Annotated in this window: 18 protein-coding genes and 2 pseudogenes; 9 read left to right on the plus strand and 11 right to left on the minus strand. The window is 67.0% G+C overall.

Going from position 1 to position 25,151, the window contains the following annotated elements; genetic code table 11:
- Positions 1-130 precede the first annotated feature (130 nt).
- Positions 131-449: pseudogene (locus MSP7336_RS10435) on the minus strand (chorismate mutase).
- A 199-nt stretch (positions 450-648) separates the two neighbouring features.
- Here MSP7336_RS10435 and pcrA point away from each other — a divergent pair.
- A complete protein-coding gene (gene pcrA / locus MSP7336_RS10445) occupies positions 649-2,961 on the plus strand; it encodes a DNA helicase PcrA (protein ID WP_069396164.1) in 2,313 nt (770 codons plus the stop codon).
- A gap of 22 nt (positions 2,962-2,983) precedes the next feature.
- Here the strand turns inward: pcrA and MSP7336_RS10450 are convergent, their stop codons facing one another.
- Together MSP7336_RS10450 and MSP7336_RS10455 are read right to left on the minus strand one after the other, a co-directional pair.
- Positions 2,984-3,535 (minus strand): hypothetical protein, encoded by a 552-nt coding sequence (locus MSP7336_RS10450; protein WP_232321020.1) that lies wholly within the window; start codon positions 3,533-3,535, stop codon positions 2,984-2,986.
- A 125-nt stretch (positions 3,536-3,660) separates the two neighbouring features.
- Positions 3,661-4,686: a M23 family metallopeptidase gene (locus tag MSP7336_RS10455; RefSeq protein WP_069396163.1), complete on the minus strand. Its 1,026-nt coding sequence runs from the start codon at positions 4,684-4,686 to the stop codon at positions 3,661-3,663.
- 290 nt (positions 4,687-4,976) lie between these two features.
- Here MSP7336_RS10455 and sucC point away from each other — a divergent pair, with 290 nt between their 5' ends.
- Together sucC and sucD are read left to right on the plus strand one after the other, a co-directional pair.
- The gene (sucC, locus tag MSP7336_RS10460) at positions 4,977-6,152 is read left to right on the plus strand and encodes an ADP-forming succinate--CoA ligase subunit beta (RefSeq protein WP_113963654.1); all 1,176 of its coding nucleotides are present in this window, start codon (positions 4,977-4,979) and stop codon (positions 6,150-6,152) included.
- 4 nt (positions 6,153-6,156) lie between these two features.
- Positions 6,157-7,059, plus strand: a complete 903-nt coding sequence (gene sucD, locus MSP7336_RS10465; RefSeq protein ID WP_069396161.1) for a succinate--CoA ligase subunit alpha — start codon at positions 6,157-6,159, stop codon at positions 7,057-7,059.
- 22 nt (positions 7,060-7,081) lie between these two features.
- Here sucD and MSP7336_RS10470 read toward each other — a convergent pair whose 3' ends face one another.
- Positions 7,082-7,930, minus strand: coding sequence for an LLM class F420-dependent oxidoreductase (locus MSP7336_RS10470; RefSeq protein WP_113963655.1), 849 nt, complete (start codon positions 7,928-7,930; stop codon positions 7,082-7,084).
- Between the two features lie 221 nt (positions 7,931-8,151).
- On the opposite strand from MSP7336_RS10470, the gene MSP7336_RS10475 reads away from it, so the two are divergent.
- From MSP7336_RS10475 to MSP7336_RS10500, 6 genes and pseudogenes are all read left to right on the plus strand, one after another.
- Entirely contained in the window at positions 8,152-9,063 is a 912-nt protein-coding gene (locus MSP7336_RS10475; protein ID WP_069396159.1) for a DUF5336 domain-containing protein, read from the plus strand.
- Between the two features lie 25 nt (positions 9,064-9,088).
- Positions 9,089-10,318 (plus strand): annotated as a pseudogene (locus tag MSP7336_RS10480) (cell division protein PerM); the annotation flags it as partial.
- A 21-nt stretch (positions 10,319-10,339) separates the two neighbouring features.
- On the plus strand, positions 10,340-10,969 hold the full coding sequence (gene purN / locus MSP7336_RS10485) for a phosphoribosylglycinamide formyltransferase (protein WP_069396158.1): 630 nt from the start codon (positions 10,340-10,342) through the stop codon (positions 10,967-10,969).
- Positions 10,966-12,546 carry a bifunctional phosphoribosylaminoimidazolecarboxamide formyltransferase/IMP cyclohydrolase gene (gene purH / locus MSP7336_RS10490; protein ID WP_113963656.1) on the plus strand — a complete coding sequence of 527 codons (1,581 nt, stop codon included), beginning with the start codon at positions 10,966-10,968 and terminating at the stop codon, positions 12,544-12,546. The genes purN and purH overlap by 4 nt, the downstream gene beginning before the upstream one ends.
- 55 nt (positions 12,547-12,601) lie before the next feature.
- A complete protein-coding gene (locus tag MSP7336_RS10495) occupies positions 12,602-13,984 on the plus strand; it encodes a sigma 54-interacting transcriptional regulator (protein WP_113963657.1) in 1,383 nt (460 codons plus the stop codon).
- On the plus strand, positions 13,977-15,950 hold the full coding sequence (locus MSP7336_RS10500; protein WP_113963658.1) for a vWA domain-containing protein: 1,974 nt from the start codon (positions 13,977-13,979) through the stop codon (positions 15,948-15,950). The genes MSP7336_RS10495 and MSP7336_RS10500 overlap by 8 nt, the downstream gene beginning before the upstream one ends.
- On the opposite strand, the gene MSP7336_RS10505 is transcribed toward MSP7336_RS10500, so the two are convergent.
- The 7 genes from MSP7336_RS10505 to MSP7336_RS10535 are packed head-to-tail and all read right to left on the minus strand — an operon-like array spanning position 15,947 to position 25,028.
- On the minus strand, positions 15,947-16,546 hold the full coding sequence (locus MSP7336_RS10505) for a DUF1707 SHOCT-like domain-containing protein (RefSeq protein WP_069396154.1): 600 nt from the start codon (positions 16,544-16,546) through the stop codon (positions 15,947-15,949). The two genes, MSP7336_RS10500 and MSP7336_RS10505, sit on opposite strands and share 4 nt — an antisense overlap.
- 46 nt (positions 16,547-16,592) lie before the next feature.
- Positions 16,593-17,381, minus strand: coding sequence for an enoyl-CoA hydratase family protein (locus tag MSP7336_RS10510; RefSeq protein ID WP_113963659.1), 789 nt, complete (start codon positions 17,379-17,381; stop codon positions 16,593-16,595).
- A complete protein-coding gene (locus tag MSP7336_RS10515; protein WP_113963660.1) occupies positions 17,381-18,547 on the minus strand; it encodes an acyl-CoA dehydrogenase family protein in 1,167 nt (388 codons plus the stop codon). Before MSP7336_RS10515 ends, MSP7336_RS10510 begins: the two co-directional genes overlap by 1 nt.
- The gene (locus tag MSP7336_RS10520; protein ID WP_113964864.1) at positions 18,544-20,535 is read right to left on the minus strand and encodes an acetyl/propionyl/methylcrotonyl-CoA carboxylase subunit alpha; all 1,992 of its coding nucleotides are present in this window, start codon (positions 20,533-20,535) and stop codon (positions 18,544-18,546) included. Before MSP7336_RS10520 ends, MSP7336_RS10515 begins: the two co-directional genes overlap by 4 nt.
- Positions 20,536-20,540: 5 nt before the next feature.
- Positions 20,541-22,136: an acyl-CoA carboxylase subunit beta gene (locus MSP7336_RS10525; protein WP_425325740.1), complete on the minus strand. Its 1,596-nt coding sequence runs from the start codon at positions 22,134-22,136 to the stop codon at positions 20,541-20,543.
- Positions 22,137-22,185: 49 nt separating this feature from the next.
- Positions 22,186-23,334 (minus strand): acyl-CoA dehydrogenase family protein, encoded by a 1,149-nt coding sequence (locus tag MSP7336_RS10530; protein WP_113963661.1) that lies wholly within the window; start codon positions 23,332-23,334, stop codon positions 22,186-22,188.
- Positions 23,331-25,028 carry an acyclic terpene utilization AtuA family protein gene (locus tag MSP7336_RS10535; RefSeq protein ID WP_113963662.1) on the minus strand — a complete coding sequence of 566 codons (1,698 nt, stop codon included), beginning with the start codon at positions 25,026-25,028 and terminating at the stop codon, positions 23,331-23,333. The genes MSP7336_RS10530 and MSP7336_RS10535 overlap by 4 nt, the downstream gene beginning before the upstream one ends.
- Positions 25,029-25,151: the final 123 nt, after the last annotated feature.

Here is a 25,151-nt window from a genome sequence, read left to right on the forward strand (position 1 = left end):
TCGCTCGTCGCAGAGCCCCGCCGATTCCAACAGCCCGGCGGAGCGCACCGAAAAGCCTAGGCTTTGGCGGCATTAATTCTTAGGGGCCAACCCCGTGACATGACCCACAAGAAGGCAGTGACGAAAGTCCCTAGTGACCCAGGCGGCCTCGCCCCATCCGCAGCAGCAGCATGGCCAGGTCCTTGCCGTCGGGTCCCAGTTCGCTGTAGCGCTCGATGACCTTCATTTCGCGGCTGTGCACCAGGCGGGTGCCGCCGGAGGCCATCCGGGCTTTGCCGATCTGTTGGGAAACCTCGGTGCGGCGTTTGACCGCGGCCAGGATCTCGGCATCCAGCCGATCGATCTCGAGGCGCAGTTCGTCGATGTCAGGCAATTGTTCGGCTTCGATAGTCATTGGAAGGCTCCGCAATCTCGTTGTGTGCAGGGGATGTGGGGGGTTGTGGTCTCATCCGGTTTCGGGCCTCACACAAGAAACGAGCCCCGGATCCGGTAGCGGACCACGGGGCTCTGCAGAGCAGCTACACCACGGGCACCGCTGGCCGGTACCCGTAGAAAAATCGGCGCTGCATGTTGAGCACGATTTGAGTGTGCCACTTGGAGGCCCGCCAGCGCAAAGGTGTCGCAAAACAGCGGTAAGTTTGGACGGACATGACGTTGCACATTACCGACGCCGGGGCAGATCAGTTGCTCGACGGGCTCAACCCGCAACAACGCCAGGCTGTCCTGCACGAGGGCTCGCCGCTGCTGATTGTCGCGGGCGCCGGCTCGGGCAAAACGGCGGTGCTGACCCGGCGCATCGCCTATCTGATGGCCGCACGCGAGGTCGGCGCCGGTCAGATCCTGGCGATCACGTTCACCAACAAGGCCGCTGCCGAGATGCGCGAGCGGGTGGTGCGGCTCGTCGGGCCCCGGGCGCGGTCGATGTGGGTGTCGACGTTCCACTCGACCTGTGTGCGGATCCTGCGCAACCAGGCCTCGTTGATCGCCGGCCTGAACTCCAACTTCTCGATCTACGACGCCGACGACTCGCGACGGCTGCTGCAGATGATCGGCCGGGACATGGGCCTGGACATCAAGCGGTATTCGCCGCGGCTGCTGGCCAACGCCATCTCCAACTTGAAAAACGAGTTGATCGACCCGCCGGCGGCGCTGGCCGCGCTGTCCGACGATTCCGACGACCTGGCCCGCACCGTGGCCGCGGTCTACTCCGAATACCAGCACCGGCTGCGCGCGGCCAACGCGCTGGACTTCGACGACCTCATCGGGGAGACCGTCGCGGTGCTGCAGGCCTTCCCGCAGATCGCCCAGCACTACCGGCGGCGGTTCCGGCACATCCTGGTCGACGAATACCAGGACACCAACCACGCGCAGTACGTGCTGGTGCGCGAGCTGGCCGGGCATCCTGTGGACGGCAGCGACGACGGTCTGCCGCCCGCGGAACTGTGCGTGGTCGGCGACGCCGACCAATCGATCTATGCGTTCCGCGGGGCCACCATCCGCAACATCGAAGACTTCGAACGCGACTACCCGAACGCCACCACGATCCTGCTGGAACAGAACTACCGCTCGACGCAAAACATTCTGTCCGCGGCCAACTCGGTGATATCGCGCAACTCCGGACGCCGTGAAAAGCGACTGTGGACCGACGCGGGGGAGGGCGAGCTGATCGTCGGTTACGTCGCCGACAACGAGCACGACGAGGCGCGGTTCGTCGCCGAAGAGATCGAGGCGCTGGCGCAGCGCGGCGAGATCACCTACAACGACGTGGCAGTGTTCTACCGCACCAACAATTCGTCGCGGTCGTTGGAAGAAGTTTTCATCCGAGCCGGTATTCCGTACAAAGTCGTTGGCGGCGTGCGGTTTTACGAGCGCAAAGAGATCCGCGACGTGGTTGCCTACCTGCGGGTGCTGGACAACCCCGGCGACGCGGTGAGCCTGCGGCGCATCCTCAACACCCCGCGGCGCGGAATCGGCGACCGCGCCGAAGCCTGCGTGGCCGTTTACGCCGAGAACACCGGCAGCAGTTTCGCCGACGCGCTCGACGCTGCAGCCGAAGGCAAAGTGCCGATGCTCAACTCCCGTTCGGTGAAAGCGATTTCGGGATTCGTCGAGATGCTCGACGAGCTGCGCGGTCACCTCGACGGCGATCTCGGTGAGCTGGTCGAGGCGGTGCTGAACCGCACCGGCTACCGCGCCGAACTGGAGTCCTCCAACGACCCACAGGACCTGGCGCGGCTGGACAACCTCAACGAGCTCGTCAGCGTCGCACACGAATTCGCAACCGACATGGCCAACGCGGCAGCACTCGAGGACGCTGGCGAGGACGAGGATGTACCGGACACCGGTGTGCTGGCGCAGTTCCTCGAGCGGGTGTCGCTCGTCGCCGACGCCGACGAACTCCCCGAACACGATGCCGGAGTGGTCACCCTGATGACCTTGCACACCGCAAAGGGTCTGGAGTTCCCGGTGGTGTTCGTGACCGGGATGGAGGACGGAATGTTCCCGCACATGCGGGCATTGGCCGACCCGACCGAGTTGAGTGAGGAACGCCGGCTGGCCTACGTCGGGATCACCCGGGCGCGTCAACGCCTCTACGTCAGCAGGGCCAAGGTCCGCTCGTCGTGGGGCCAGCCGATGCTGAACCCCGAATCGCGCTTCTTGCAAGAGATTCCGCAGGAGCTCATCGACTGGCGGCGAACCGACTCAACGCCGTCGTTCAGCGCACCGGTGAGCGGTGCCGGCCGGTTCGGCCCTGCGCGGCCGTCACCGGCTCGTACGTCGGCAAGCAAGCGGCCGCTGCTGGTGCTCGAGCCCGGCGACCGGGTTTCCCACGACAAGTACGGGCTGGGTCGGGTCGAAGAAGTCTCCGGCGTGGGAGAGTCGGCGATGTCGCTGATCGACTTCGGCAGTTCCGGGCGGGTCAAGCTGATGCACAACCACGCCCCGCTCACGAAGCTCTAGGGCGCTAGGCGCGCTAGGCGCTCTAGGCGTCGGGCAACCAGACTTTGGTTTTCGGGTGCAGCACCAACACTGCGCTGGCAATCGGCAGTAGCGGCAGTATGTGCACGATCCAGGCGACCCGCGCGCCGGCGATGAACACACCACCGTAGGTCAGCAGCGCGATGACGGCGCCGGCCACGATGAGGTAGCGGCCCAGCGCCCGCCGGCGAAGCAGCAGAATCACTCCCGACACCGTGGCCGACGCAAACACCAGCGCCAGGAATGCGACCGCGACGCAGAACAGCCGGTCGGAGCCCCACCAGCCCGCAATCAGATCGGTGGCCACCACCGCGGTGGCCCACCCGCTGACGATGCTGACTGCGGCGCCGGCCACGGCGGTTCGGCTGGCGGGCTCGTCCAGCTGGGGGGCCGGCGGGACGGGCATTGCGGGGCGCTGGGCGGGATAGCCGGTCGGGTAAGGCGATTGGCGGGGGATATGGGTGGTGCGCGGGTCATCGGCGATCCGGGGGAGCGGCCCGGTCGGCGCCCGCCGGATGATGCGAGTACGCGGTGCGTCGTCGTGGGGTGCACTCATTTCGGCCCTCCTGTGGTATGGCCCTGTGGCCGCCGGGCCGGTGGAAGATTGCCCGCACCGACAGAACCATGTGGTGTGTTGGGCGGAATGTCGTCAGGCGTGAGGTAGATCGATGAGGTCACCGGTCAGCCGGCGAAACTTCCGACGCTCAAGCCCCGCTTTGCCAGCCACGGTACCGGGTCTACCCGGCTGGTGCCGTTCAGCAGCACCTCGAAATGCAGGTGTGGACCGGTGGAGTTGCCGCGGTTGCCCATGGTGGCGATCTGGTCACCGGCCATCACGCGCTGTCCGACGCTGACCGTCGTGGTGTTGACATGCCCGTACAGGGTCACCGTTCCGTCCGCGTGGCGCAGCTTGACCCACATTCCGTAGCCGGCGGTCGGGCCGGCATCGATGACAACCCCGTCGGACACCGCCAGGATCGGAGTTCCAATCGAGTTGGCGATATCGATCCCGGCGTGCAACACACCCCAGCGGTACCCGAAATTCGACGTGAATATGCCCTTGGTCGGCATGACGTAGAGCGGCTGCTGCAGCCGGGCCTCACGTTGCGCGCGTTCCTGGGCGAATGCCACACCCTTGGCGAGTTCGGCGTTGTGTACCGCGGCGTTGGCGGCGGGCTTCACCGTCACCACCTGCATGCCCCGCGGCGAGGTGGTGATCGGCCCGCTGCTGGCCGCCGTGGTGTCCGAAGCCAGCACGGTCGCGGATTTGGAGGTATCCGACGGGTGGGTGGCGGAGTGCGCAGCGGCGGCTGCCGCCCCGGCGGCCATGGCACCGATCAACACCCGGCCCCGCACCGCGCCACTCATCTGCTTGCGATGCTGTCCACGACGCCAGGCTGGGTCACCGGGCAAGTCGAAGCGGTAAGCATCGGTGGGCTGATCGATGTCCGCGTTGAGCTGGTGCTCACTGGGACTGGCCAACTCCAGCGCGATGGGCTCGTCCGCGTCGTTCAGGTCGTCGAGCTCAGGAGCGTCCAGGACCCCGGCGGCGCCGAAGACCGAGTTTTCGCTGAATTCCAGGTCATCAAGGCTGCCGAACTCGTTGAACGGGATGATGTCGGTGATCTCGTTGCGGTCAAACCAACGGTCGGACGGTCCGCGAAAGGTCCCTGAACCAGGAGACCGGGCAGACAGATGCTGGGTCAACCTGAAACGTCCCTCGCGTCGTGACCATAACGTTATCTGAAGACCCTGAGACGTTAACCACTAGCAGATGAGGCTCGCAAGCTAAGGGGAGAAACCCGGCCGAGAATGTGACCTGGATCACGCTGCGCGCAACCCCTATCTGTCCTGTATCGGTCGTGACCTGCGCCACAACAGCGGATGCGACGACGGCGCCCTGACCGCGTGCGGATACAGTTCCCCCGGGCGCGGTTGGCGAAACGCAACCGCAGCCGCAGGATAGCGATCACGCCGACTCAATAGACAGCGAGCTCATGGATCTTTTCGAGTACCAGGCGAAGGAGTTGTTCGCCAAGCACAGCGTGCCCACCACGCCCGGACGGGTGACTGACAGCGCCGACGAGGCGAAGGCGATAGCCCAGGAAATCGGCCGTCCGGTGATGGTCAAAGCCCAGGTCAAGACCGGCGGACGGGGTAAAGCCGGCGGCGTGCAGTACGCGGCCACGCCCGACGACGCCTACACCCACGCGAACAACATCCTCGGGCTGAACATCAAGGGACACATCGTCAAGAAACTGCTGGTGTCCGAGGCCAGCGACATCGCCGAGGAGTACTACATCTCCTTTTTGCTCGACCGGTCCAACCGCACCTACCTGGCCATGTGCTCCGTCGAGGGTGGCATGGAGATCGAAGAGGTCGCCGCCACCAAGCCCGAACGGCTGGCCAAGGTTCCCGTCAACGCCGTCAAAGGCGTCGACCTCGCTTTCGCGCGGTCCATCGCCGAGCAGGGGCACCTGCCCGCCGAGGTGCTCGACGCCGCGGCGGTCACCATCGGCAAGCTCTGGGAGTTGTTTGTCGCCGAGGACGCCACCCTCGTCGAGGTCAACCCCTTGGTGCGCACCCCCGACGACCAGATCCTGGCGCTGGACGCCAAGATCACCCTCGACGGTAACGCCTACTTCCGCCAGCCCGGCCACGCAGCGTTCGAGGACCGCGACGCCACCGACCCGCTGGAGTTGAAGGCCAAGGAGCACGACCTCAACTACGTCAAGCTCGACGGCGCGGTCGGCATCATCGGCAATGGCGCGGGCCTGGTGATGTCCACCCTCGACGTCGTCGCTTATGCCGGTGAAAACCACGGCGGAGTCAAGCCGGCGAACTTTCTGGACATCGGTGGCGGCGCCTCGGCGGAGGTGATGGCCGCGGGGCTGGACGTAATCTTGGGCGACGACCAGGTCAAGAGCGTGTTCGTCAACGTCTTCGGTGGCATCACCTCGTGCGATGCGGTGGCGAGCGGCATCGTCAAGGCGTTGCAGATGCTCGGCGACACCGCCACCAAGCCATTGGTGGTTCGGTTGGACGGCAACAACGTCGAGGAGGGCCGGCGGATCCTGGCGGAAGCCAACCATCCGCTGGTGACCCTGGTGGACACGATGGACGAGGCCGCTGACAAAGCCGCCGAGCTGGCGAGCTCCGGAAAGGACGCGTAAGGCGATGTCGATCTACTTGAACAAGGACAACAAGGTCATCGTCCAGGGCATCACCGGCAGCGAAGCCACCGTCCACACGGCCCGCATGCTCAAAGCCGGCACCCAGATCGTCGGCGGCGTGAACGCCCGCAAGGCCGGCACCACGGTGACTCATGAGGACAAGGGCGGGCGGATGATCAAGCTGCCGGTCTTTGGCAGCGTGGCAGAGGCGATGAAGGAGACCGGCGCCGACGTGTCGGTTATCTTCGTGCCGCCGAAGTTCGCCAAGGACGCGATCATCGAGGCGATCGACGCCGAGATTGCGCTGCTGGTCGTCATCACCGAGGGAATCCCGGTGCAGGACACCGCGTACGCGTGGGCCTACAACGTCGACAAGGGCACCAAGACGCGCATCATCGGCCCGAACTGTCCCGGCATCATCACTCCGGGTGAAGCGCTGGTCGGCATCACCCCGGCCAACATCACCGGCAAAGGCCCGCTTGGCCTGGTGTCGAAGTCGGGCACCCTGACCTACCAGATGATGTACGAACTCCGCGATTTCGGGTTTTCCACCTGCATCGGCATCGGCGGCGACCCGGTGATCGGTACCACCCACATCGACGCCATCGAGGCGTTCGAAAAGGATCCCGAGACCAAGGTCATCGTGATGATCGGCGAGATCGGCGGTGACGCCGAAGAGCGTGCCGCCGATTACATCAAGGCCAACGTCTCCAAGCCCGTCGTCGGCTACGTCGCCGGATTCACTGCCCCGGAAGGCAAGACGATGGGGCACGCCGGTGCGATCGTGTCCGGTTCGTCGGGCACCGCGGCCGCCAAGAAGGAAGCCCTGGAGGCGGCCGGCGTCAAAGTCGGTAAAACCCCATCGGGGACTGCGGCGTTGGCGCGCAAGATCCTGGAAAGCCTGTAGGCCGCCGCAGCCTGAGCGCTCGTTACACGATTGCCGCGAGCTTGCCGGCCAGCCGCTCCACGTAGGCGGCCACCTCGTCCTCGGATCGGTCGGGCAACCCGAACAGCACTTCGGTTACTCCCAACTCGGCCCAATGCGCCAGCTTCTCGGGCACCGGCTTGAAATCCAGCGCCACGATTTGCGGGGCCCCGTCGCGTCCCGCCGCGGCCCAGGTGTCCTGCAGCAACTTCACCGGTTCGTCGATGTCGAGGTCGCGCGGGGTGGTGATCCAACCGTCGGCGCTGCGCGCAATCCACTTGAAATTCTTCTCGGTCCCGGCCGCACCGACCAGCACCGGGATATGTGACTGCACCGGCTTGGGCCAGGCCCAGCTGGGCCCGAAGCTGACGAATTCCCCGTCGTAGGCGGCTTCCTCCTGCGTCCACAATGCGCGCATCGCCTCGAGGTATTCGCGCAACATGGTGCGCCGCCGCGCCGGCGGCACCTTGTGGTCAACGAGTTCGTCGGTGTTCCAACCAAATCCGACGCCCAGACTCACCCGGCCGCCGGACAGGTGGTCGAGCGTGGCAATCGACTTGGCCAGCGTGATCGGATCATGCTCGACCGGCAACGCGACAGCGGTGGACAGCCGGATCCGCGAGGTCACCGCACAGGCCGTACCCAGACTGACCCAAGGGTCCAGCGTGCGCATGTAGCGGTCGTCGGGCAGCGAGGAGTCGCCGGTGGTCGGGTGAGCGGCCTCCCGTTTGACCGGGATATGGGTGTGTTCGGGCACGTAGAACGTGTGAAAGCCATGACTTTCGGCGAGCGTTGCAGCCGTCGCAGGGGCGATGCCGCGGTCGCTGGTGAACAGCACAAGCCCGTAGTCCATCCCTGAATTAGAACGTGTTGCAATCCGGTGGGCAAACGCGGGGGGTGGCGCGACACAGGAACTGCCGCGAGCCGGGTTGTCGACAGTGCGCTAGCGTGGATGGCCGAATCGCCTCGTAACGTTCGCGCTCGCCGCGGTGGCGTTCATCGAGCGGTCCGGCGTAGCGTCGCGGGAGCGGCGCCTGCGAGTACAGAATCGGCATTGCAAGCACAGGAGAAGTCATGACCTACTCGCCCGGCAGCCCCGGATATCCGCCCGCACAGTCCACTGGTTCCTACGGCGGCGCTAACCCGTCGTTCGCGAAATCCGATGACGGCAAGAGCAGTTTGCCGCTGTATTTGACCATCGCGGTAGTCGCGCTCGGCTTCGCGGCGTATCTGGCGAGCTTCGGTCCCATGTTCAACGTCAGCGCCGAGCTCGGCCCGGTTGGCGAGATTTCCGGTGATGTCGGGATCGGCATCGTCGCCGCCCTGCTGGCGGGGCTGCTGGCCGCGGTAAGCCTGCTGCCGAAGGCCAAAAGCTACGAGGGAGTTATCGCGGCGATCGCGGTGCTGGGCGCGCTGACCCTGATCAAGGAGGCGCTCAGCGCGCCCAACGGCCTGTCTGTCGCCTGGGCGTTATGGTTCGCCCTCGCATGTGTGGTGGTGCAGGCCATCATCGCGGTCAGCGCGCTGCTGTTGGACGCCGGCGTCATCACGGCACCGGCGCCGCGACCCCGCTACGACCAATACGGGCATTACGGCCAGTACGGCGGCTACTACGGCCAGCAGAGCCCTTACCAGCAGCACGCCCCGCAGCAATCGCACCAACAGTCCGGCTACGGCTCGCAGTACGGAAGCTACCCGTCCACCGGCGGGTTCAGCGCTGTTGGCAGCCAGACCGGCCCGCAGCAGCAGGCGTCGCAATCCGGGCCGCAGCAGACACCGCAACAGGGTCCGCCCACCCCGCCCACCGGTTTCCCGGGCTACGGCCAGCCCACCTCGGCCGGTTCGGGTAGCCAGAGCTCGGGTCAGCACAACTCCGCGAACCAAGGGGGTTCTGCGCAGGGGCAAGCGCAGGGTCAACAGTCCTACGGCCAGGGGCAGCAGCAACAGCAGCAACAGCAGCCGTCCTCGGGGCAGTCACAGTCCTGACCGGGTGCCGCCGAGAGTGACGTAGGTGGCGGGCAGTCCGACCGCGGGTCCGCGTCAGGCCCGCGAGCTGCTTCGGGTGGCGTTCGGGCCGGCTGTTGTCGCGCTGGTGATCATCGCTGCGGTCACGCTGCTGCAGCTGCTGATCGCCAACAGCGACATGACCGGTGCGCTGGGAGCCATCGCCAGCATGTGGCTCGGCGTGCACCGGGTGCCGATCTCGATCAGCGGCCGCGAGCTTGGCGTGATGCCGTTGTTGCCGCTACTGCTGATGGTGTGGGCGACGGCGCGCACCACCGCGCAGGCCACCGCCAACACGGCGTCCTGGTTCGTCATCCGCTGGGTGGTGGCCTCGGCGCTGGGCGGCCCACTGTTGTTCGCCGCGATCTCACTGGCGGTCATCCACGACGCGGCTTCGGTGCTCACCGAACTGCAGACGCCCAACGCGCTGCGCGCCTTCCTCAGCGTGCTGGTCGTCCATGGCATCGGCGCGGCGCTGGGCGTGGGTTCCCGGGTCGGTCGGCGCGCGCTGTCGGCGTCGTCGCTGCCCGATTGGCTCGCCGATGCGCTGCGTGGTGCGGCGGCGGGAGTATTGGCGCTGCTGGGGCTGTCCGGTGCGGTCACGGCCGGCTCGCTGGTCGTGCATTGGGGAACCATGCACGAGCTGTACGCGATCACCGATTCGCTGTTCGGCCAACTCAGCCTCACCGTGCTGTCGATTCTGTACGCGCCCAACGTCATCGTCGCCACCGCGGCGGTCGCCGTCGGGTCCAGCGCCCACCTGGGTTTCGCCACGTTCAGCTCGTTCACGGTGTTCGGCGGCGACATTCCGGCGCTGCCGGTGCTGGCCGCGGCCCCGCACCCGCCGCTGGGTCCGGTGTGGGTCGCGCTGCTCATCGTCGGCGCGTCATCCGGTGTGGCTGTCGGGCAGCAATGCGCGCGCCGCGCGCTGCCGCTGGGTGCGGCGATGGCCAAGCTGCTGGTGGCTGCGGTGATCGCGACGCTGACGATGGGGCTGCTCGGCTACGCCGCGGGCGGACAGCTGGGCAACTTCGGCGAGGTCGGCATCGACCAGGGCAGCTTCGTGATCGCCTCGTTCGGATGGTTCGCGATCATCGGTGCGCTCACGGTCGCGATGGCCGGCGGAATCCGCCGCCGGCCCAAAGCATCGAAGGCCGCCGCCGAACCGGCGGCACCGGTGGTCGAGCCGCCAGCTGACGACACCGCCGGGCCGGCCGGTGCAAGCGAAGCGCCACCCGAAGACGATTAAGCTCGCCCTGTGCAGCAACCGCTCCGTGTGCCTCCGAGCGCGCCGGCACGGCTGGTGGTACTGGCTTCTGGAAAAGGCTCATTGCTCGCCGCGCTGCTGGACGCGGCCGTCGGCGATTACCCCGCGCGGGTGGTCGCCGTCGGCGTGGACCGCGAGTGCCCGGCCGCCGAGATCGCGGCCGCCGCATCATTGCCGACCTTCACCACCCGGTTGAGCGACTACCCGGACCGCGACGCCTGGGACATTGCGCTCACCGACGCCGTCGCGACGCATGCACCCGACCTCATCGTGTCAGCGGGATTCATGAAAATTCTCGGCCCGCAATTCTTGTCGCGTTTCGGTGGCCGCATCCTCAACACCCATCCGGCGCTGCTGCCGGCGTTTCCCGGTGCGCACGGAGTGGCCGATGCGTTGGCGTACGGCGTGAAAGTCACCGGGTGCACGGTGCACCTGGTGGACGCCGGTACCGACACCGGGCCGATACTGGCGCAAGAATCCATCCGAGTGCACGACGATGACGACGAACAGACCTTGCATGAGCGCATCAAGGTCGCTGAACGACGGCTGCTGGTGGACGTGGTGGCCGCGGTGGTGACCGGCGGTGTGACGTGGACCGGACGAAAGGCGTACATCGGGTGAACCTAGAAAATGATGCTGACGGAAAGCGGCCAATTCGTCGCGCATTGATCAGCGTCTATGACAAGACTGGGCTGATCGAGTTGGCCCGCGGGCTTCACGCAGCAGGCGTCGACATCGTCTCTACCGGCTCCACGGCGAAAACCATTGCCGCCGACGGCATTCCCGTCACACCCGTGGAAAAGGTCACCGGGTTTCCGGAGGTTCTCGACGGGCGGGTCAAGACCTTGCATCCGCATGTTCATGCCGGGATTCTGGCGGACCTGCGCAAGCCCGAACACGCTACGGCGCTCGAACAGCTCGGCATCGCGGCGTTCGAGCTGGTGGTGGTCAACCTGTATCCGTTCAGCGAAACCGTGGACTCGGGCGCAAGTGTCGACGAGTGTGTCGAGCAGATCGACATCGGCGGGCCGTCGATGGTGCGGGCCGCGGCCAAGAACCATCCCAGCGTGGCGGTGGTAGTCGATCCGCGCGGCTACGACGGGGTGCTGGCCGCAGTGGCCGACGGGGGTTTCACGCTCGCTGAGCGGAAACGGTTGGCGTCGTTGGCGTTTCGGCACACCGCCGACTACGACATCGCGGTCGCCGGTTGGATGTCGTCGACGCTTGCGCCCGAGCAGCCACCCACGGTGTTCCCGGAGTGGTTCGCCCGGTCGTGGCGGCGTTCGGCGTTGCTGCGTTACGGGGAGAACCCGCATCAGCAGGCGGCGCTCTTTCATGATCCGGCCGCGTGGCCGGGCCTGGCTCAGGCCGAGCAGCTGCACGGAAAAGAGATGTCGTACAACAACTTCACCGACGCCGACGCGGCCTGGCGGGCGGCCTTCGACCACGACGAGACCTGCGTGGCGATCATCAAGCATGCCAATCCATGTGGGATCGCCGTCTCGTCGGTCTCTGTCGCCGACGCGCACCGCAAGGCGCACGCCTGCGACCCGCTCAGCGCGTTCGGCGGGGTGATCGCGGCCAACACCGAGGTGAGCGTCGAGATGGCCGAGTACGTCAACACGATCTTCACCGAGGTGATCGTCGCGCCCGCCTACGCGCCGGGCGCCGTCGACGTGCTGGCCCGTAAGAAGAACATTCGGGTGCTGGTGGCTTCCGAGCCGATGGGCGGGGGCATCGAGGTGCGTCAGGTCAGCGGCGGACTGCTGATGCAGCAGCGCGATCGCCTCGACGCCCCCGGCGACGATCCGGCCAACTGGACGCTGGCCACCGGCACAGCGGCCGACCCGGCGACGTTGGCGGACTTGGTATTTGCCTGGCGGGCGTGTCGCGCGGTGAAGTCCAACGCGATCGTCATCGCCGCCGACGGTGCCACCGTCGGGGTGGGCATGGGTCAGGTGAATCGTGTCGACGCGGCGCGGCTCGCCGTCGAGCGCGGCGGCGAGCGGGTGCGCGGCGCGGTGGCGGCCTCGGATGCGTTCTTCCCGTTCCCGGACGGATTGCAGACACTGGCCGCCGCCGGTGTGCGGGCAATTGTGCATCCGGGCGGTTCGGTGCGCGACGAAGAGGTCACCGCGGCGGCCAAGGAAGCCGGCGTGACCCTGTACCTGACCGGCGCAAGGCACTTCGCCCACTGAGCACATAGTCGGCGCAGCTGGCGGGCCGGGTGGGTGTGCGCGGTAGCGTGGAGTAGTGACTGCACCTAGCCATCTGCCCCGCACCCTCGGCGAATTGCGCGCCGCCGGGCACCGCGAACGGGGAGTCAAGCAGGAAATCCGGGAGAATTTGCTGACCGCGCTGGCCGAGGGCGACGAGGTCTGGCCGGGCATCCTGGGCTTCGACGACACAGTGATTCCGCAGCTGGAGCGGGCGCTCATCGCAGGTCATGACTTCGTGCTGCTCGGTGAACGCGGCCAGGGCAAGACGCGGCTGTTGCGGGCGCTGGTCGGTCTGCTCGACGAGTGGACGCCGGTGATCGGCGGTGCCGAGCTCGGCGAGCATCCCTACTCGCCGATCACGCCGGCGTCGATCCGCCGCGCCGCAACCCTCGGCGACGACCTGCCGGTGGAGTGGAAACACCGCAGCGAGCGCTACACCGAGAAACTGGCCACGCCCGACACCAGCGTCGCCGACCTGGTCGGCGACATCGACCCGATCAAGGTCGCCGAGGGTCGCACCCTCGGTGATCCCGAGACCATCGCCTACGGGCTGATCCCGCGGGCGCACCGCGGCATCGTCGCGGTCAACGAGCTGCCCGACCTGGCCGAACGCATCCAGGTGTCGATGCTCAACGTCATGGAGGAGCGCGACATCCAGGTCCGCGGCTACACCCTGCGGCTTCCGCTGGATGTGCTGGTGGTCGCCAGCGCCAACCCCGAGGACTACACCAACCGCGGTCGCATCATCACCCCGCTCAAGGACCGCTTCGGCGCCGAGATCCGCACGCACTACCCGCTGGAGCTCGAGGCCGAGATGGGTGTGATCCGCCAGGAGGCACGCCTGAGCGCGCAAGTGCCCGAGCACCTGATCCAGGTGATCGCGCGGTTCGCCCGCTATCTGCGGGAGTCCAACTCGGTCGATCAGCGTTCCGGGGTGTCGGCGCGGTTCGCGATCGCGGCGGCCGAGACGGTGGCGGCCGCGGCACGCCACCGCGGCGCGGTGCTCGGCGAGACCGACCCGGTGGCCCGGGTGGTCGACCTGGGCACCGTGATCGACGTGCTGCGCGGCAAGCTGGAATTCGAATCCGGTGAAGAAGGCCGCGAACAGGCCGTCCTCGAACACCTGCTGCGCCGTGCCACCGCCGACACCGCGTCGAAAGTGTTGGGCGGTCTGGATGTCGGTTCACTGGTGGCCGCGGTGGAAGGCGGTTCCGCGGTGACGACGGGCGAGCGGGTGTCGGCCAAAGACGTGCTGGGCGCGTTGCCGGACCTCCCCGTCGTCGAGAAGGTCGCCGACCGTCTTGGCGCGAAATCCGAGGGTGAGCGTGCCGCAGCACTCGAATTAGCCCTCGAGGCACTGTATTTGGCCAAACGGATCGACAAGGTGTCCGGAGAGGGCGAAACCGTCTATGGCTAGAGGCCACTCGTCACGATACTCGGCTTACACCGGTGGGCCCGACCCGCTGGCACCGCCGGTGGACCTGCGCGAGGCGCTCGAGCAGATCGGTCAGGACGTCATGGCGGGCACCTCGCCGCGGCGGGCGTTGTCGGAATTGCTGCGCCGGGGCAGTAAGAATATGCGCGGCGCGGACCGGCTGGCTGCCGAGGTTAACCGGCGCCGACGGGATCTATTGCGTCACAACAACTTAGATGGCACCTTAGCGGAAATCAAGAAGCTGCTCGATGAGGCGGTGCTGGCCGAGCGTAAAGAGCTGGCCCGTGCCCTCGACGACGACGCCCGGTTCGGGGAGCTGCAGCTCGACGCGTTGTCGCCGTCGCCGGCCAAGGCCATCCAAGAGCTTTCCGAGTACAACTGGCGCAGCACCGAGGCTCGCGAAAAGTACGAGCAGATCAAGGATTTGCTCGGCCGTGAGATGCTCGACCAGCGATTCGCCGGGATGAAGCAGGCGTTGGAGGGGGCCACCGACGAGGATCGCCAACGCGTCACCGAGATGCTCGACGACCTCAACGATCTGCTCGACAAGCACGCGAGAGGCGAGGACACCAGTGCGGATTTCCAGAACTTCATGGACAAGCACGGTGACTTCTTTCCGGAGAACCCGCGCAACGTCGAGGAGCTGATCGACTCGCTGGCCAAGCGCGCCGCCGCCGCGCAGCGCTTCCTCAACAGCCTGAGTCCCGACCAGCGTGCCGAGCTGGAGGCGTTGGCGCAGCAGGCATTTGGGTCGCCGGCATTACAGCAGGCTTTGAGCCGGCTGGATGCGCACTTACAAGCGATGCGTCCGGGCGAGGATTGGACGGGGTCATCGGAGTTCTCCGGCGACAACCCGTTGGGCATGGGTGAGGGGGCGCAGGCGCTGGCCGACATCGCCGAGCTGGAACAACTGGCCGAGCAGCTGTCGCAGAGCTACCCGGGGGCGACGATGGACGACGTCGACCTCGATGCGCTGGCCCGCCAGCTCGGCGACGAGGCAGCCGTGGATGCGCGAACACTCGCCGAGTTGGAGCGGGCGCTGGTCAACCAGGGCTTTTTGGACCGCGGCTCCGACGGCCAGTGGCGGCTGTCGCCCAAGGCGATGCGCCGGCTCGGCGAGACGGCGTTACGTGATGTGGCCCAACAGCTTTCCGGGCGCCGCGGTGAGCGTGACCATCGGCGCGCCGGGGCGGCCGGCGAACTGACCGGGGCAACTCGGCCCTGGCAGTTCGGTGACACCGAGCCGTGGAACGTCACCCGGACGTTGACCAACGCGGTGCTGCGGCAAGCCGGGACCGGGACGGTCAACCGCCCGATTCATATCACCGTCGACGACGTGGAGGTCTCCGAGACCGAGACCCGCACCCAGGCTGCGGTCGCCTTGTTGGTGGACACCTCGTTCTCGATGGTGATGGAAAACCGGTGGCTGCCGATGAAGCGGACGGCGCTGGCGCTCAACCACCTGGTGAGCACCAGGTTCCGCTCGGATGCGTTGCAGATCATCGCTTTTGGGCGCTATGCGCGGACGATGACGCCCGCAGAGCTGATGGGCCTGGAAGGTGTGTACGAGCAGGGCACCAACTTGCACCATGCGCTGGCGTTGGCCGGTCGGCATCTGCGGAAACACCCCAACGCACAGCCCGTCGTGCTGGTTGTCACCGACGGCGAACCGACCGCGCACCTGGAAAGCCTGGACGGCGAAGGGTCGGTGGTGTTCTTTGATTACCCGCCGCATCCGCGGACCATCGCCCACACCGTGCGGGGCTTCGACGACATGGCCCGATTGGGTGCGCAGATCACCATCTTCCGGCTGGGCAGCGACCCGGGGTTGGCGCGGTTCATCGACCAGGTTGCGCGACGGGTCGAGGGACGGGTTGTGGTGCCCGATCTCGACGGGCTGGGCGCAGCAGTGGTCGGCGACTATCTACGGTCGCGACGGCGCCGCTAGTTGGCAGTTCTGGCTTTGCGCTTCTTGCGCTTGACGGCGACGCCTCCCCACAGCGCGAAACCGCGGATCTTCACCGTCGGCGCGCCGGGTGTGCCGTCGCCGTCAACGTGATGGTCGAAGCTGCCCATCACGCCGTGGCCATGGATTTCGACGTTGACTTCCGGCGGCAGCAGGATGGTTTGCGCGCCCATGATCGAGCATGCGTAAATCTCTACGTCGGTGGAGGTGAAGTCGGCGTAGCGCAGATCGACAACCCCGCCGCCCCACAGCGCGAACGTCGTCAGCTTCTTGGGTACGTTCCAACGGCCACGCCGCTCGAACGCGCTCATGACGGCCAGCAGCAGCGTGGACGGCGCGGGTTTGCAGGTGCCGCCGCGCCGCATGCTCACCGGATAACCGGGAAGGTCGGACCGTAGCCGGTCCAGTTCGTCGTAGGTTTGCGCAGCGTAGGCCTTGGCGAGCCGCTCCTCGTAGTCGCTCAGCTGCAGCCGTCCCTGCGCCGCGGCGTCGGTCAGCAGTTGCGCCACCTGGATCCGGTCGGTATCCGCGGCCCGCGACGACGCGTGCGATGCGTTTTGCTGCGCTGAGTTACCCATCGATTACGAGCCTACGACGAACAGATTTCGCTGCAAACCAAGTTCGCTAAACTCGCGCACCGCTGTCTGGATCGCTCCACCGCGGCGGACGTTTCTGCAGGAAGGCCAGCATTCCTTCGCGGGCCTCGTCGGAGACGAACAACCTTGCCGACTCGGTGGCCAGGCGCTCGGCATCACGGTCGAAGCCCGCCAAGACCGCCGCGGTGGTGAGCGCCTTTGATGCCGCCAGGCCCTGCGGCGAAGCGTGCCGCAGCTCGGCGACCAGCGACGTCACCGCCGCGTCGACGTCGTCGGCGGCCATCGTGATCAGCCCGATCGCGGCGGCCTCGTCGGCGCCGAACTTCTCGCCGGTCAGGTAATAGCGGGCCGCCGCCCGCGGGGACATCTTCGGCAGCAGGGTCAGCGAGATGATCGCGGGCGCGACGCCGATCCGGGCCTCGGTCAGCGCGAACGTGCTGCGCGGGCCGGCGACCACGATGTCGCACGCGCCGACCAATCCGAAACCGCCCGCGCGCACGTGCCCGTCGATGGCTCCGATCACCGGCAGCGGGGACTCCACGATCGCGCGCAGCAGCGCGGTGAGTTCGCGCGCCCGGTCGGCGGCCAACTCGGAGGGGTCACCACCGGAGGCTTCGGACAGATCGGCTCCGGCGCAGAACGTGCCCCCGGTGTGGCCGAGCACCAGTACCCGCACGGCCGGGTCGGCGACCGCGTCGCGCAGCCCTTGGTGCAGTTGTTCAACCAGTCGCGACGACAACGCGTTGCGGTTGTGCGGGGAGTCCAGTGTCAGCCGGGCGGCGTGCCCGTCGACGGCGTATTGAACGAGCCGTTCCATCAGTAGGAACGGGGCAGGCCCAGCGACGTCTGCGCGACGAAGTTGAGCACCATCTCACGGCTGACCGGCGCGATCCGCGACAACCGCGATGCGGTCAACGCCGCCGCGATGCCGTACTCCTGGGTCAGCCCGTTGCCGCCCAGCGACTGCACGGCCTGGTCGACCGCCCGCGCGGACGCCTCGCCGGCGGCGTATTTAGCCATGTTGGCCGCCTCGGCAGCGCCGGCGTCGTCGCCGGTGTCGTAGAGGATCGCGGCCTTCTGCATCATCAGCTTGGCCAGCTCGACCTCAATGTGGTTCTGCGCCAACGGGTGCGAGAGCCCCTGATGCGCGCCGATCGGAGTGCCCCACACCTGGCGGGTCTTGACATACTCGGTGGCCTTGCCGATCGCGAACCGGCCCATGCCCACCGCGCTGGCCGCGCCCATGATCCGCTCCGGGTTCAGGCCGGCGAACAGTTGCGCGATCGCGGCGTCCTCCGAGCCCACCAGCGCATCCGCCGGTAACCGCACGTCGTCGATGAAGACCTGGAACTGGCGCTCGGGGCTGATCAGCTCCATCTCGATCGGGGTGTAGGTGAACCCGGGCGCGTCGGTGGGCACCACGAACAGCGCCGGACGCAGCTTGCCGGTTTTGGCTTCCTCGGTGCGTCCGACTACCAGCACCATCTGCGCCTGGTCGACGCCGGAGATGAAAACTTTTTGGCCGGAAAGGATCCAGTCGCTGCCGTCGCGGCGGGCCGTGGTGGTGATCCGGTGTGAGTTCGAGCCGGCGTCGGGCTCGGTGATCGCGAACGCCATCGTGATCGACCCGTCGGCGATACCGGGCAGCCAGCGCTGTTTTTGTTCGTCGGTGCCGAACTTGGAGATGATCGTGCCGTTGATGGCCGGTGACACCACCATCATCAGCAGCGCGCAGCCATGCGCAGCCATCTCCTCCATCACCAGCGACAGTTCGTACATGCCGGCGCCGCCGCCGCCGTACTGTTCGGGCAGGTTCACCCCGAGGAAGCCGAGTTTGCCTGCCTCGTTCCACAATTCGTCGGTGTGCTGGTGGGCCCGGGCTTTCTCCAGGTAGTAGTCCTGGCCGCAGTTGGATACCAGGGCGGCGACCGCCTTTCGCAGCGCCTGACGTTCCTCGTTCTCGATGAAACTGCTGTCGGTCATGCCTGGGAGTCTCCTTCTGGGTTCTCGGATGGGTCGACGCGGGCCAGGATGGCGCCGAGCTCGACTTGCTGTCCGGTGGTGACGTTGAGTTGCGCCAGGACGCCGTCGGTAGGTGCGGTGATGGTGTGCTCCATCTTCATCGCTTCCAGCCACACCAACGGCTGGCCGGCGACGACGGTGTCACCGACATCGGCGCCGACGCGGATGACATTGCCCGGCATCGGCGCCACCAGTGAGCCCTGCTCGACGGCCGAGCCGGGTTCCGGGAATCGCGGCTGAGCAATCAGGTGGACGGGGCCGTGCGGGGAGTCGACGTAGACGTCTTCGAGATTGTCACCGTAGCGGGCAATGGCGAAGCTGTGCGCCACCCCGTCGCCGCCGGCCAGCACAACCTCGTCCGGAGTCGCGGCAACCAGCTCAACATCGTCGGTGATCTCCAAACCGCTTCTGGTGAACCGGTATTCGATGCGGTACTCGTTGCCGTTGTCGTCGAGATAGCTCTTGACCTGATATCCCGACGCCAAGTTGCGCCAACCGCTGGGGATGGAGGCGAAAACCGGCGCCGTCGCACGATTGTGCGCGGCATCGGCGAGTGCGGCCGCGACGGCCGACAGCCTGATCGCCGTCGGGCCGGCCAGCGGTGCCGACAGCTGCGTCACCCCGTGGGTGTCGAAGAACGCGGTGTCGGTGGCGCCGTCGAGAAATGCGGGATGGCGCAACACGTTGACCAGCAGATCGCGGTTGGTGCGCACGCCGTGCATCCGGGTGCGCGCCAGCGCATCGGCCAGCACCATCGCCGACGCTCGGCGGTTGGGGGCATAGGAGATGACCTTGGCCAGCATCGGGTCGTAGTGGATGGACACCACCGAGCCGGCGACGACCCCGGAGTCCAGCCGGATTCCGGTCCGCGCACCGAGCGAATCGAACTCGGCGCGTACGCCCGGCACGTCGATGCGGTGCATTTGGCCGGCCTGCGGTTGCCAGCCGTGTGCCGGGTCCTCGGCATAGATGCGCGCCTCAATCGAATGGCCCTGCGCCAGCGGCGGTTCGGCATCGAGCCGGGCACCATCGGCCACCACGAGCTGCAGCTCGACCAGGTCGAGTCCGGTGGTCTCCTCGGTAACCGGGTGCTCGACCTGCAGCCTGGTGTTCATCTCCAAAAAGTAGAAATCGCCGTCGTCGTCGGCGAGGAATTCCACCGTCCCGGCGCCGGTGTAGCCGATCGCCTCGGCGGCCAGCCGGGCGGCGTCGAACAGCTTGGCCCGCATCCCGGGAGTGCGCTCGACCAACGGTGAGGGCGCTTCTTCGATGATCTTCTGGTGCCGACGCTGAATCGAGCATTCGCGTTCACCGACGGCCCACACGGTGCCGTGCGTGTCGGCGATCACTTGGACCTCGACGTGGTGGCCGGTGGGCAGATAACGCTCGCAGAACACCGTGGGATCGCCGAACGCCGACTGCGCCTCGCGACGGGCGGCCTCGACTTCGCCCGCCAGAGCGGACAATTCGGTGACCACTCGCATCCCGCGCCCGCCGCCGCCCGCCGACGCCTTGACCAGCACCGGCAGCTGCTCTGCTGTGACGGCTCGCGGGTCGAGCTCGTCGAGCACCGGGACCCCGGCGGCGGACATCATCTTCTTGGCTTCGATCTTGGAGCCCATCGCCCGCACCGCCGCCGCCGGAGGCCCGATCCAGATGAGCCCGGCATCGGCCACCGCGGCGGCGAAATCGGGGTTCTCCGAAAGGAATCCGTAGCCCGGATGAATCGCGTCGGCGCCGGCGGCGCGGGCGGCGGCGATGATCGCGTCAGCGTTGAGGTAGTCGGTGGTGTTGGCCAGCCGCACCCGGGCGTCGGCCTCGGCGACATGTGGGGCGGCGGCATCCGGCTCGGTGTAGACGGCGACGGTGCCCAGACCGAGTCGTCGGCAGGTGGCGAACACCCGCCGGGCGATCTCGCCGCGGTTAGCTACCAGGACTCGACTGATCATGAGCGTCACATCCGGAAGACGCCGAAGTTCGACGTCCCCTCGATCGGGGCATTGGCGATGGCGGACAAGCACATTCCCAGCACCGTGCGGGTATCACGCGGGTCGATCACGCCGTCGTCGTAGAGCATCCCGGACAAAATCAACGGCAGCGACTCGGCTTCGATCTGGCCCTCCACGGCCGCGCGCATCGCGGCGTCGGCTTCCTCGTCGACCTGCTGGCCGCGGGCTTGGGCGGCGGCGCGGCTCACGATCGACAGCACGCCGGCAAGCTGGGCGCCGCCCATCACCGCTGACTTGGCGCTGGGCCAGGCGAACAAGAACCTCGGGTCATAGGCACGTCCGCACATCCCGTAGTGGCCGGCGCCGTAGGACGCGCCGATCAGCAGCGAGATGTGCGGCACGGTCGAGTTCGACACGGCGTTGATCATCATCGAGCCGTGCTTGATCATCCCGCCCTCTTCGTAGTCTTTGCCGACCATGTACCCAGTGGTGTTGTGCAAGAACAACAATGGTGTGTCGCTGCGATTGGCCAGCTGAATGAACTGAGTGGCTTTCTGCGATTCCTCACTGAACAAAATCCCGCGGGCATTGGCCAAGATGCCGAGCGGGTAGCCGTGCAGCTGTGCCCAGCCGGTCACCAGCGACGAGCCGTACATGGGCTTGAATTCGTCGAATTCGGAGCCGTCGACAATGCGGGCGATCACCTCCCGGGGGTCGAACGGGATGCGCAGGTCCGGGGGCACGATACCGATCAGCTCCTCGGGGTCGAACAGCGGCTCGGTCACGGGCCTGGGCGAGGGCCCTAGTTTCTTCCAGTTCAACCGCGCCACGATGCGCCGGCCGATCCTGATCGCGTCCAGTTCGTCGACTGCGAAGTAGTCCGCCAATCCCGAGACCCGGGCATGCATTTCGGCACCGCCCAACGATTCGTCGTCGGACTCCTCGCCGGTGGCCATCTTCACCAGCGGTGGGCCGGCCAAAAAGACCTTCGAGCGCTCTTTGATCATCACGACGTGGTCGGACATGCCGGGGATGTAGGCCCCGCCCGCGGTGGAGTTGCCGAATACCAGGGCGATCGTGGGTATGCCGGCGGCTGAGAGCCGGGTCAGGTCGCGGAACATCTGCCCGCCCGGAATGAAGATCTCCTTCTGGGTGGGCAGGTCCGCGCCGCCGGATTCCACCAACGAAATCACCGGAAGCCGGTTCTGGAAAGCGATCTGGTTGGCGCGCAGGATCTTTCGAAGCGTCCACGGATTGCTGGTGCCGCCTTTGACCGTCGGGTCGTTGGCGACGATCATGCATTCCACCCCCGACACCGCCCCGATCCCGACCACCAGGCTGGCGCCGACGGTGAATGCGCTGCCGTAGGCGGCCAGCGGGCTCAGCTCCAAAAACGGGGAATCGGGGTCGACCAGCAACTCGATGCGTTCCCGCGCGGTGAGCTTGCCACGGGCATGGTGGCGTTCGACGTACTTGGCGCCACCACCGGCGAGGGCTTTGGCGAGTTCGCCGTTGATCTCGTCGAGCTTGTCCGACATTGCCGATGCGGCTTCGGTGTAGCTGGAGGAGGAAGGATCCAGTACGGACTGCAGTACGGTCACGGCCACCGCCGACGATGCAGAGCGGAGCGATGAGGAGGAGGCGGTGTAATCATGCTTGGTATCCCAGGGTTTTGGCGGCCAATGACGTCAGGATTTCGGTCGTTCCACCGCCGATGCCCAGGATGCGCATATCGCGGTACTGGCGCTCGACTTCGGACTCAGTCATGTAACCCATGCCGCCGAACAGCTGAACGGCTTGGTGGGCAACCCATTCGCCGGCCTTTACCGCGGTGTTCTTGGCGAAGCACACCTGCGCGATGAGGTTGGTCTCCCCGGCGAGCTGGCGTTCCACTACGTTGCGCGAATACACCCGGGCGACGTCGATCCGCCGGGCCATCTCGGCCAGGGTGTTCTGCACGGCCTGGCGCCTGATGAGCGGCTGGCCGAACGTTTCGCGGTCGCGACACCACTGAACCGTCAGGTCCAGGCAACGCTGTGCACTCGAATATGCCTGCGCGGCAAGCCCGATGCGTTCAGAAACAAAAGCGGCAGCGATCTGCGCGAAACCTGTGTTCTCGACGCCGACCAGATTGGCCACCGGCACCCGGGCGTCGGTATAGGCCAGCTCGGCGGTATCCGAAGACCGCCAACCCATCTTGTCCAGTTTGCGGGTGACTTCGAAACCGGGCGTGCCTTTCTCCACCACCAGCAAGGACACCCCGGCCGCACCGGGGCCGCCGGTGCGCACCGCGGTCACGACGTAGTCGGCGCGCACCCCGGAGGTGATGTAGGTCTTGGCGCCGTTGACCACGTAGTGGTCGCCGTCGCGGCCCGCCGTGGTGCGAAGATGACCGACGTCCGATCCGCCGCCGGGTTCGGTGATGGCCAGCGCGCCGATCTTCTCACCGGCCAGCGTCGGACGCACGAACGTGTCGATGAGCCGCTGGTCGCCGGACGCCGCCATGTGCGGCACCGCGATGCCGGAGGTGAACAGTGACGCGAACACCCCGCCGGGCACACCGGCTTCGTGCAACTCCTCGCAGATGATCACCGCGTCGGCGCCGTCGCCGCCGCCGCCACCGACCGCTTCGGGAAAGCTCGCTCCCAACAGCCCGGCCTCGCCCGCGCGCCGGTGCAGCTCGCGCGGCAGCTCGCCGGCCCGTTCCCACTCATCGACGTGGGGGAGGATTTCCCGCTCGGCGAACGAGCGCACCGTCTTGCGGAGCTGGTCGCGCTCGGGCGTGGTCCAAATACTCACGGCAGCAGCCTTTCCGGGATATCGACATGACGGCTGCGCAGCCATTCGCCCAGCCCCTTGGCCTGCGGATCGAAGCGGGCTTGGTAGGCCACCCCCTGGCCCAGGATGTCATCGATGACGAAGTTGACCGCGCGCAGGTTGGGCAGCACATGACGGGTGACGGGCAGGTCCGCGGTCTCGGGCAGCAGCGTCTTGAGCGCGTCGACGGTCAAGGTGTGGACCAGCCAGCGCCACTGTTCGTCGGTGCGCACCCAGACGCCGACGTTGGCCGAACCGCCTTTGTCGCCGCTGCGGGCGCCCGCCACCAGGCCCAGCGGTGCGCGCCGGGTCGGTCCGGCCGGCAGCGGCTCGGGCAGCTCAGGAGGGTCAGCCGGCGCGAGCTCTAAAGTGTCACTGGCACAGGGAATCTCGGTGCGGGTCCCATCGTCGTGTACGGCAATGTGGGCCACCTTGTCCGCGTCGACGTATGCGGGAGTGAACACTCCGTAGACCTGGCCCTCGCCGGGCGGGGCGGTGACAGTGAATCCGGGATAGCTGGCCAGCGCGAGTTCGACTGCTGCCGAGGAGAATTGGCGGCCGACGTTGGCGGGGTCCGGGTCGCGGACCACGCAGCGCAGCAGCGCGCTGGCCGCTTCTTCGGTGTCGGCGTCGGGATGGTCGGTACGAGCCAGCGTCCACTGCATTTCGGCTGGCTTGGCGGTCAGGCTCGATTCCAGTTGCCGGCGCACCAACTCGGCTTTCGCTTCGATGTCCAAGCCGGTCAACACGAACGTCATCGTGTTGCGGAAACCACCGATGCTGTTCAACGAAACTTTCAGCGTCGGCGGTGGCGGTTCGCCGACCACGCCGCTGATTCGCACCCGGTCCGGGCCATCATCAGACAGCTCGATGGTGTCCATCCGGGCGGTGACGTCGGGGTTGGCGTAGCGGGCCCCGGTGACCTCGTAGAGCAGCTGCGCGGTGACCGTGCCGATGCTGACCAGACCTCCCGTCCCGGGGTGTTTGGTGATCACCGACGAACCGTCGGGGTGGATTTCGGCGAGCGGGAACCCGGCGTAGGTCAGATCGGGCACCTCGGTGAAGAAGGCGTAGTTGCCGCCGGTGGCCTGCACGCCGCATTCGATGACGTGGCCGGCGACGACGGCGCCGGCAAGTTGGTCGTAATCGGTGCGCCCCCAGCCGAAGTGCGCGGCCGCCGGACCGACAATCACCGACGCGTCCGTCACCCGTCCGGTGACGACGACGTCGGCGCCGGCAGCAAGGCAGTCGACGATGCCCCAGGCGCCCAGGTAGGCGTTGGCCGTCAACGGGGTGCCCAGCCCCAACTCCTGGGCGCGAGATGTGAGGTCGTCGCCTTCGACGTGTGCCACCCGCGTCGGGACGCCCAGCCGCTCGGCCAGCGAGCGCACCGCGTCGGCCAGACCGGCAGGGTTGAGCCCGCCCGCGTTGGCGACGATGCGCACGCCGTGGTCGTGGGCCAGTCCCAGGCACTCCTCGAGCTGGGTGAGGAACGTCTTGGCGTAGCCGCGCTCGGGATGCTTCATCCGGTCGCGGCCCAAGATGAGCATGGTCAGCTCGGCGAGGTAATCGCCGGTGAGGTAGTCCAGCTCGCCGCCGGTGAGCATCTCGCGCATCGCCGAGAGTCGGTCGCCATAGAACCCCGAGCAGTTCCCAATGCGAACTGGGGGTTTCATACGCGTCCTCCATCTAGGCGCACCCTCAGCGCCCCAACCAACCGGTAGGTTAGCGGGTGCCGCCGGTGCCACGTCAAGGATGCCCCCTCGGGCAGGTGAGCGGCCATCGCGCGGGCTGGGCTG

It is taken from the genome of Mycobacterium shimoidei (assembly GCF_900417275.1).
In the GTDB taxonomy this organism is placed as follows: domain Bacteria; phylum Actinomycetota; class Actinomycetes; order Mycobacteriales; family Mycobacteriaceae; genus Mycobacterium; species Mycobacterium shimoidei.

What these genes read in the sequence shown, in the direction of transcription:
- MSP7336_RS10475 (WP_069396159.1), top strand. Translation starts at nt 8,152, where the DNA reads ATGACCTACTCGCCCGGCAGCCCCGGATATCCGCCCGCACAGTCCACT.
- MSP7336_RS10470 (WP_113963655.1), bottom strand. Translation starts at nt 7,930, where the DNA reads ATGGACTACGGGCTTGTGCTGTTCACCAGCGACCGCGGCATCGCCCCT.
- sucC (WP_113963654.1), top strand. Translation starts at nt 4,977, where the DNA reads ATGGATCTTTTCGAGTACCAGGCGAAGGAGTTGTTCGCCAAGCACAGC.
- MSP7336_RS10515 (WP_113963660.1), bottom strand. Translation starts at nt 18,547, where the DNA reads ATGACCGACAGCAGTTTCATCGAGAACGAGGAACGTCAGGCGCTGCGA.
- MSP7336_RS10510 (WP_113963659.1), bottom strand. Translation starts at nt 17,381, where the DNA reads ATGGAACGGCTCGTTCAATACGCCGTCGACGGGCACGCCGCCCGGCTG.
- MSP7336_RS10450 (WP_232321020.1), bottom strand. Translation starts at nt 3,535, where the DNA reads ATGAGTGCACCCCACGACGACGCACCGCGTACTCGCATCATCCGGCGG.
- MSP7336_RS10500 (WP_113963658.1), top strand. Translation starts at nt 13,977, where the DNA reads ATGGCTAGAGGCCACTCGTCACGATACTCGGCTTACACCGGTGGGCCC.
- MSP7336_RS10535 (WP_113963662.1), bottom strand. Translation starts at nt 25,028, where the DNA reads ATGAAACCCCCAGTTCGCATTGGGAACTGCTCGGGGTTCTATGGCGAC.
- pcrA (WP_069396164.1), top strand. Translation starts at nt 649, where the DNA reads ATGACGTTGCACATTACCGACGCCGGGGCAGATCAGTTGCTCGACGGG.
- sucD (WP_069396161.1), top strand. Translation starts at nt 6,157, where the DNA reads ATGTCGATCTACTTGAACAAGGACAACAAGGTCATCGTCCAGGGCATC.
- MSP7336_RS10520 (WP_113964864.1), bottom strand. Translation starts at nt 20,535, where the DNA reads ATGATCAGTCGAGTCCTGGTAGCTAACCGCGGCGAGATCGCCCGGCGG.
- MSP7336_RS10505 (WP_069396154.1), bottom strand. Translation starts at nt 16,546, where the DNA reads ATGGGTAACTCAGCGCAGCAAAACGCATCGCACGCGTCGTCGCGGGCC.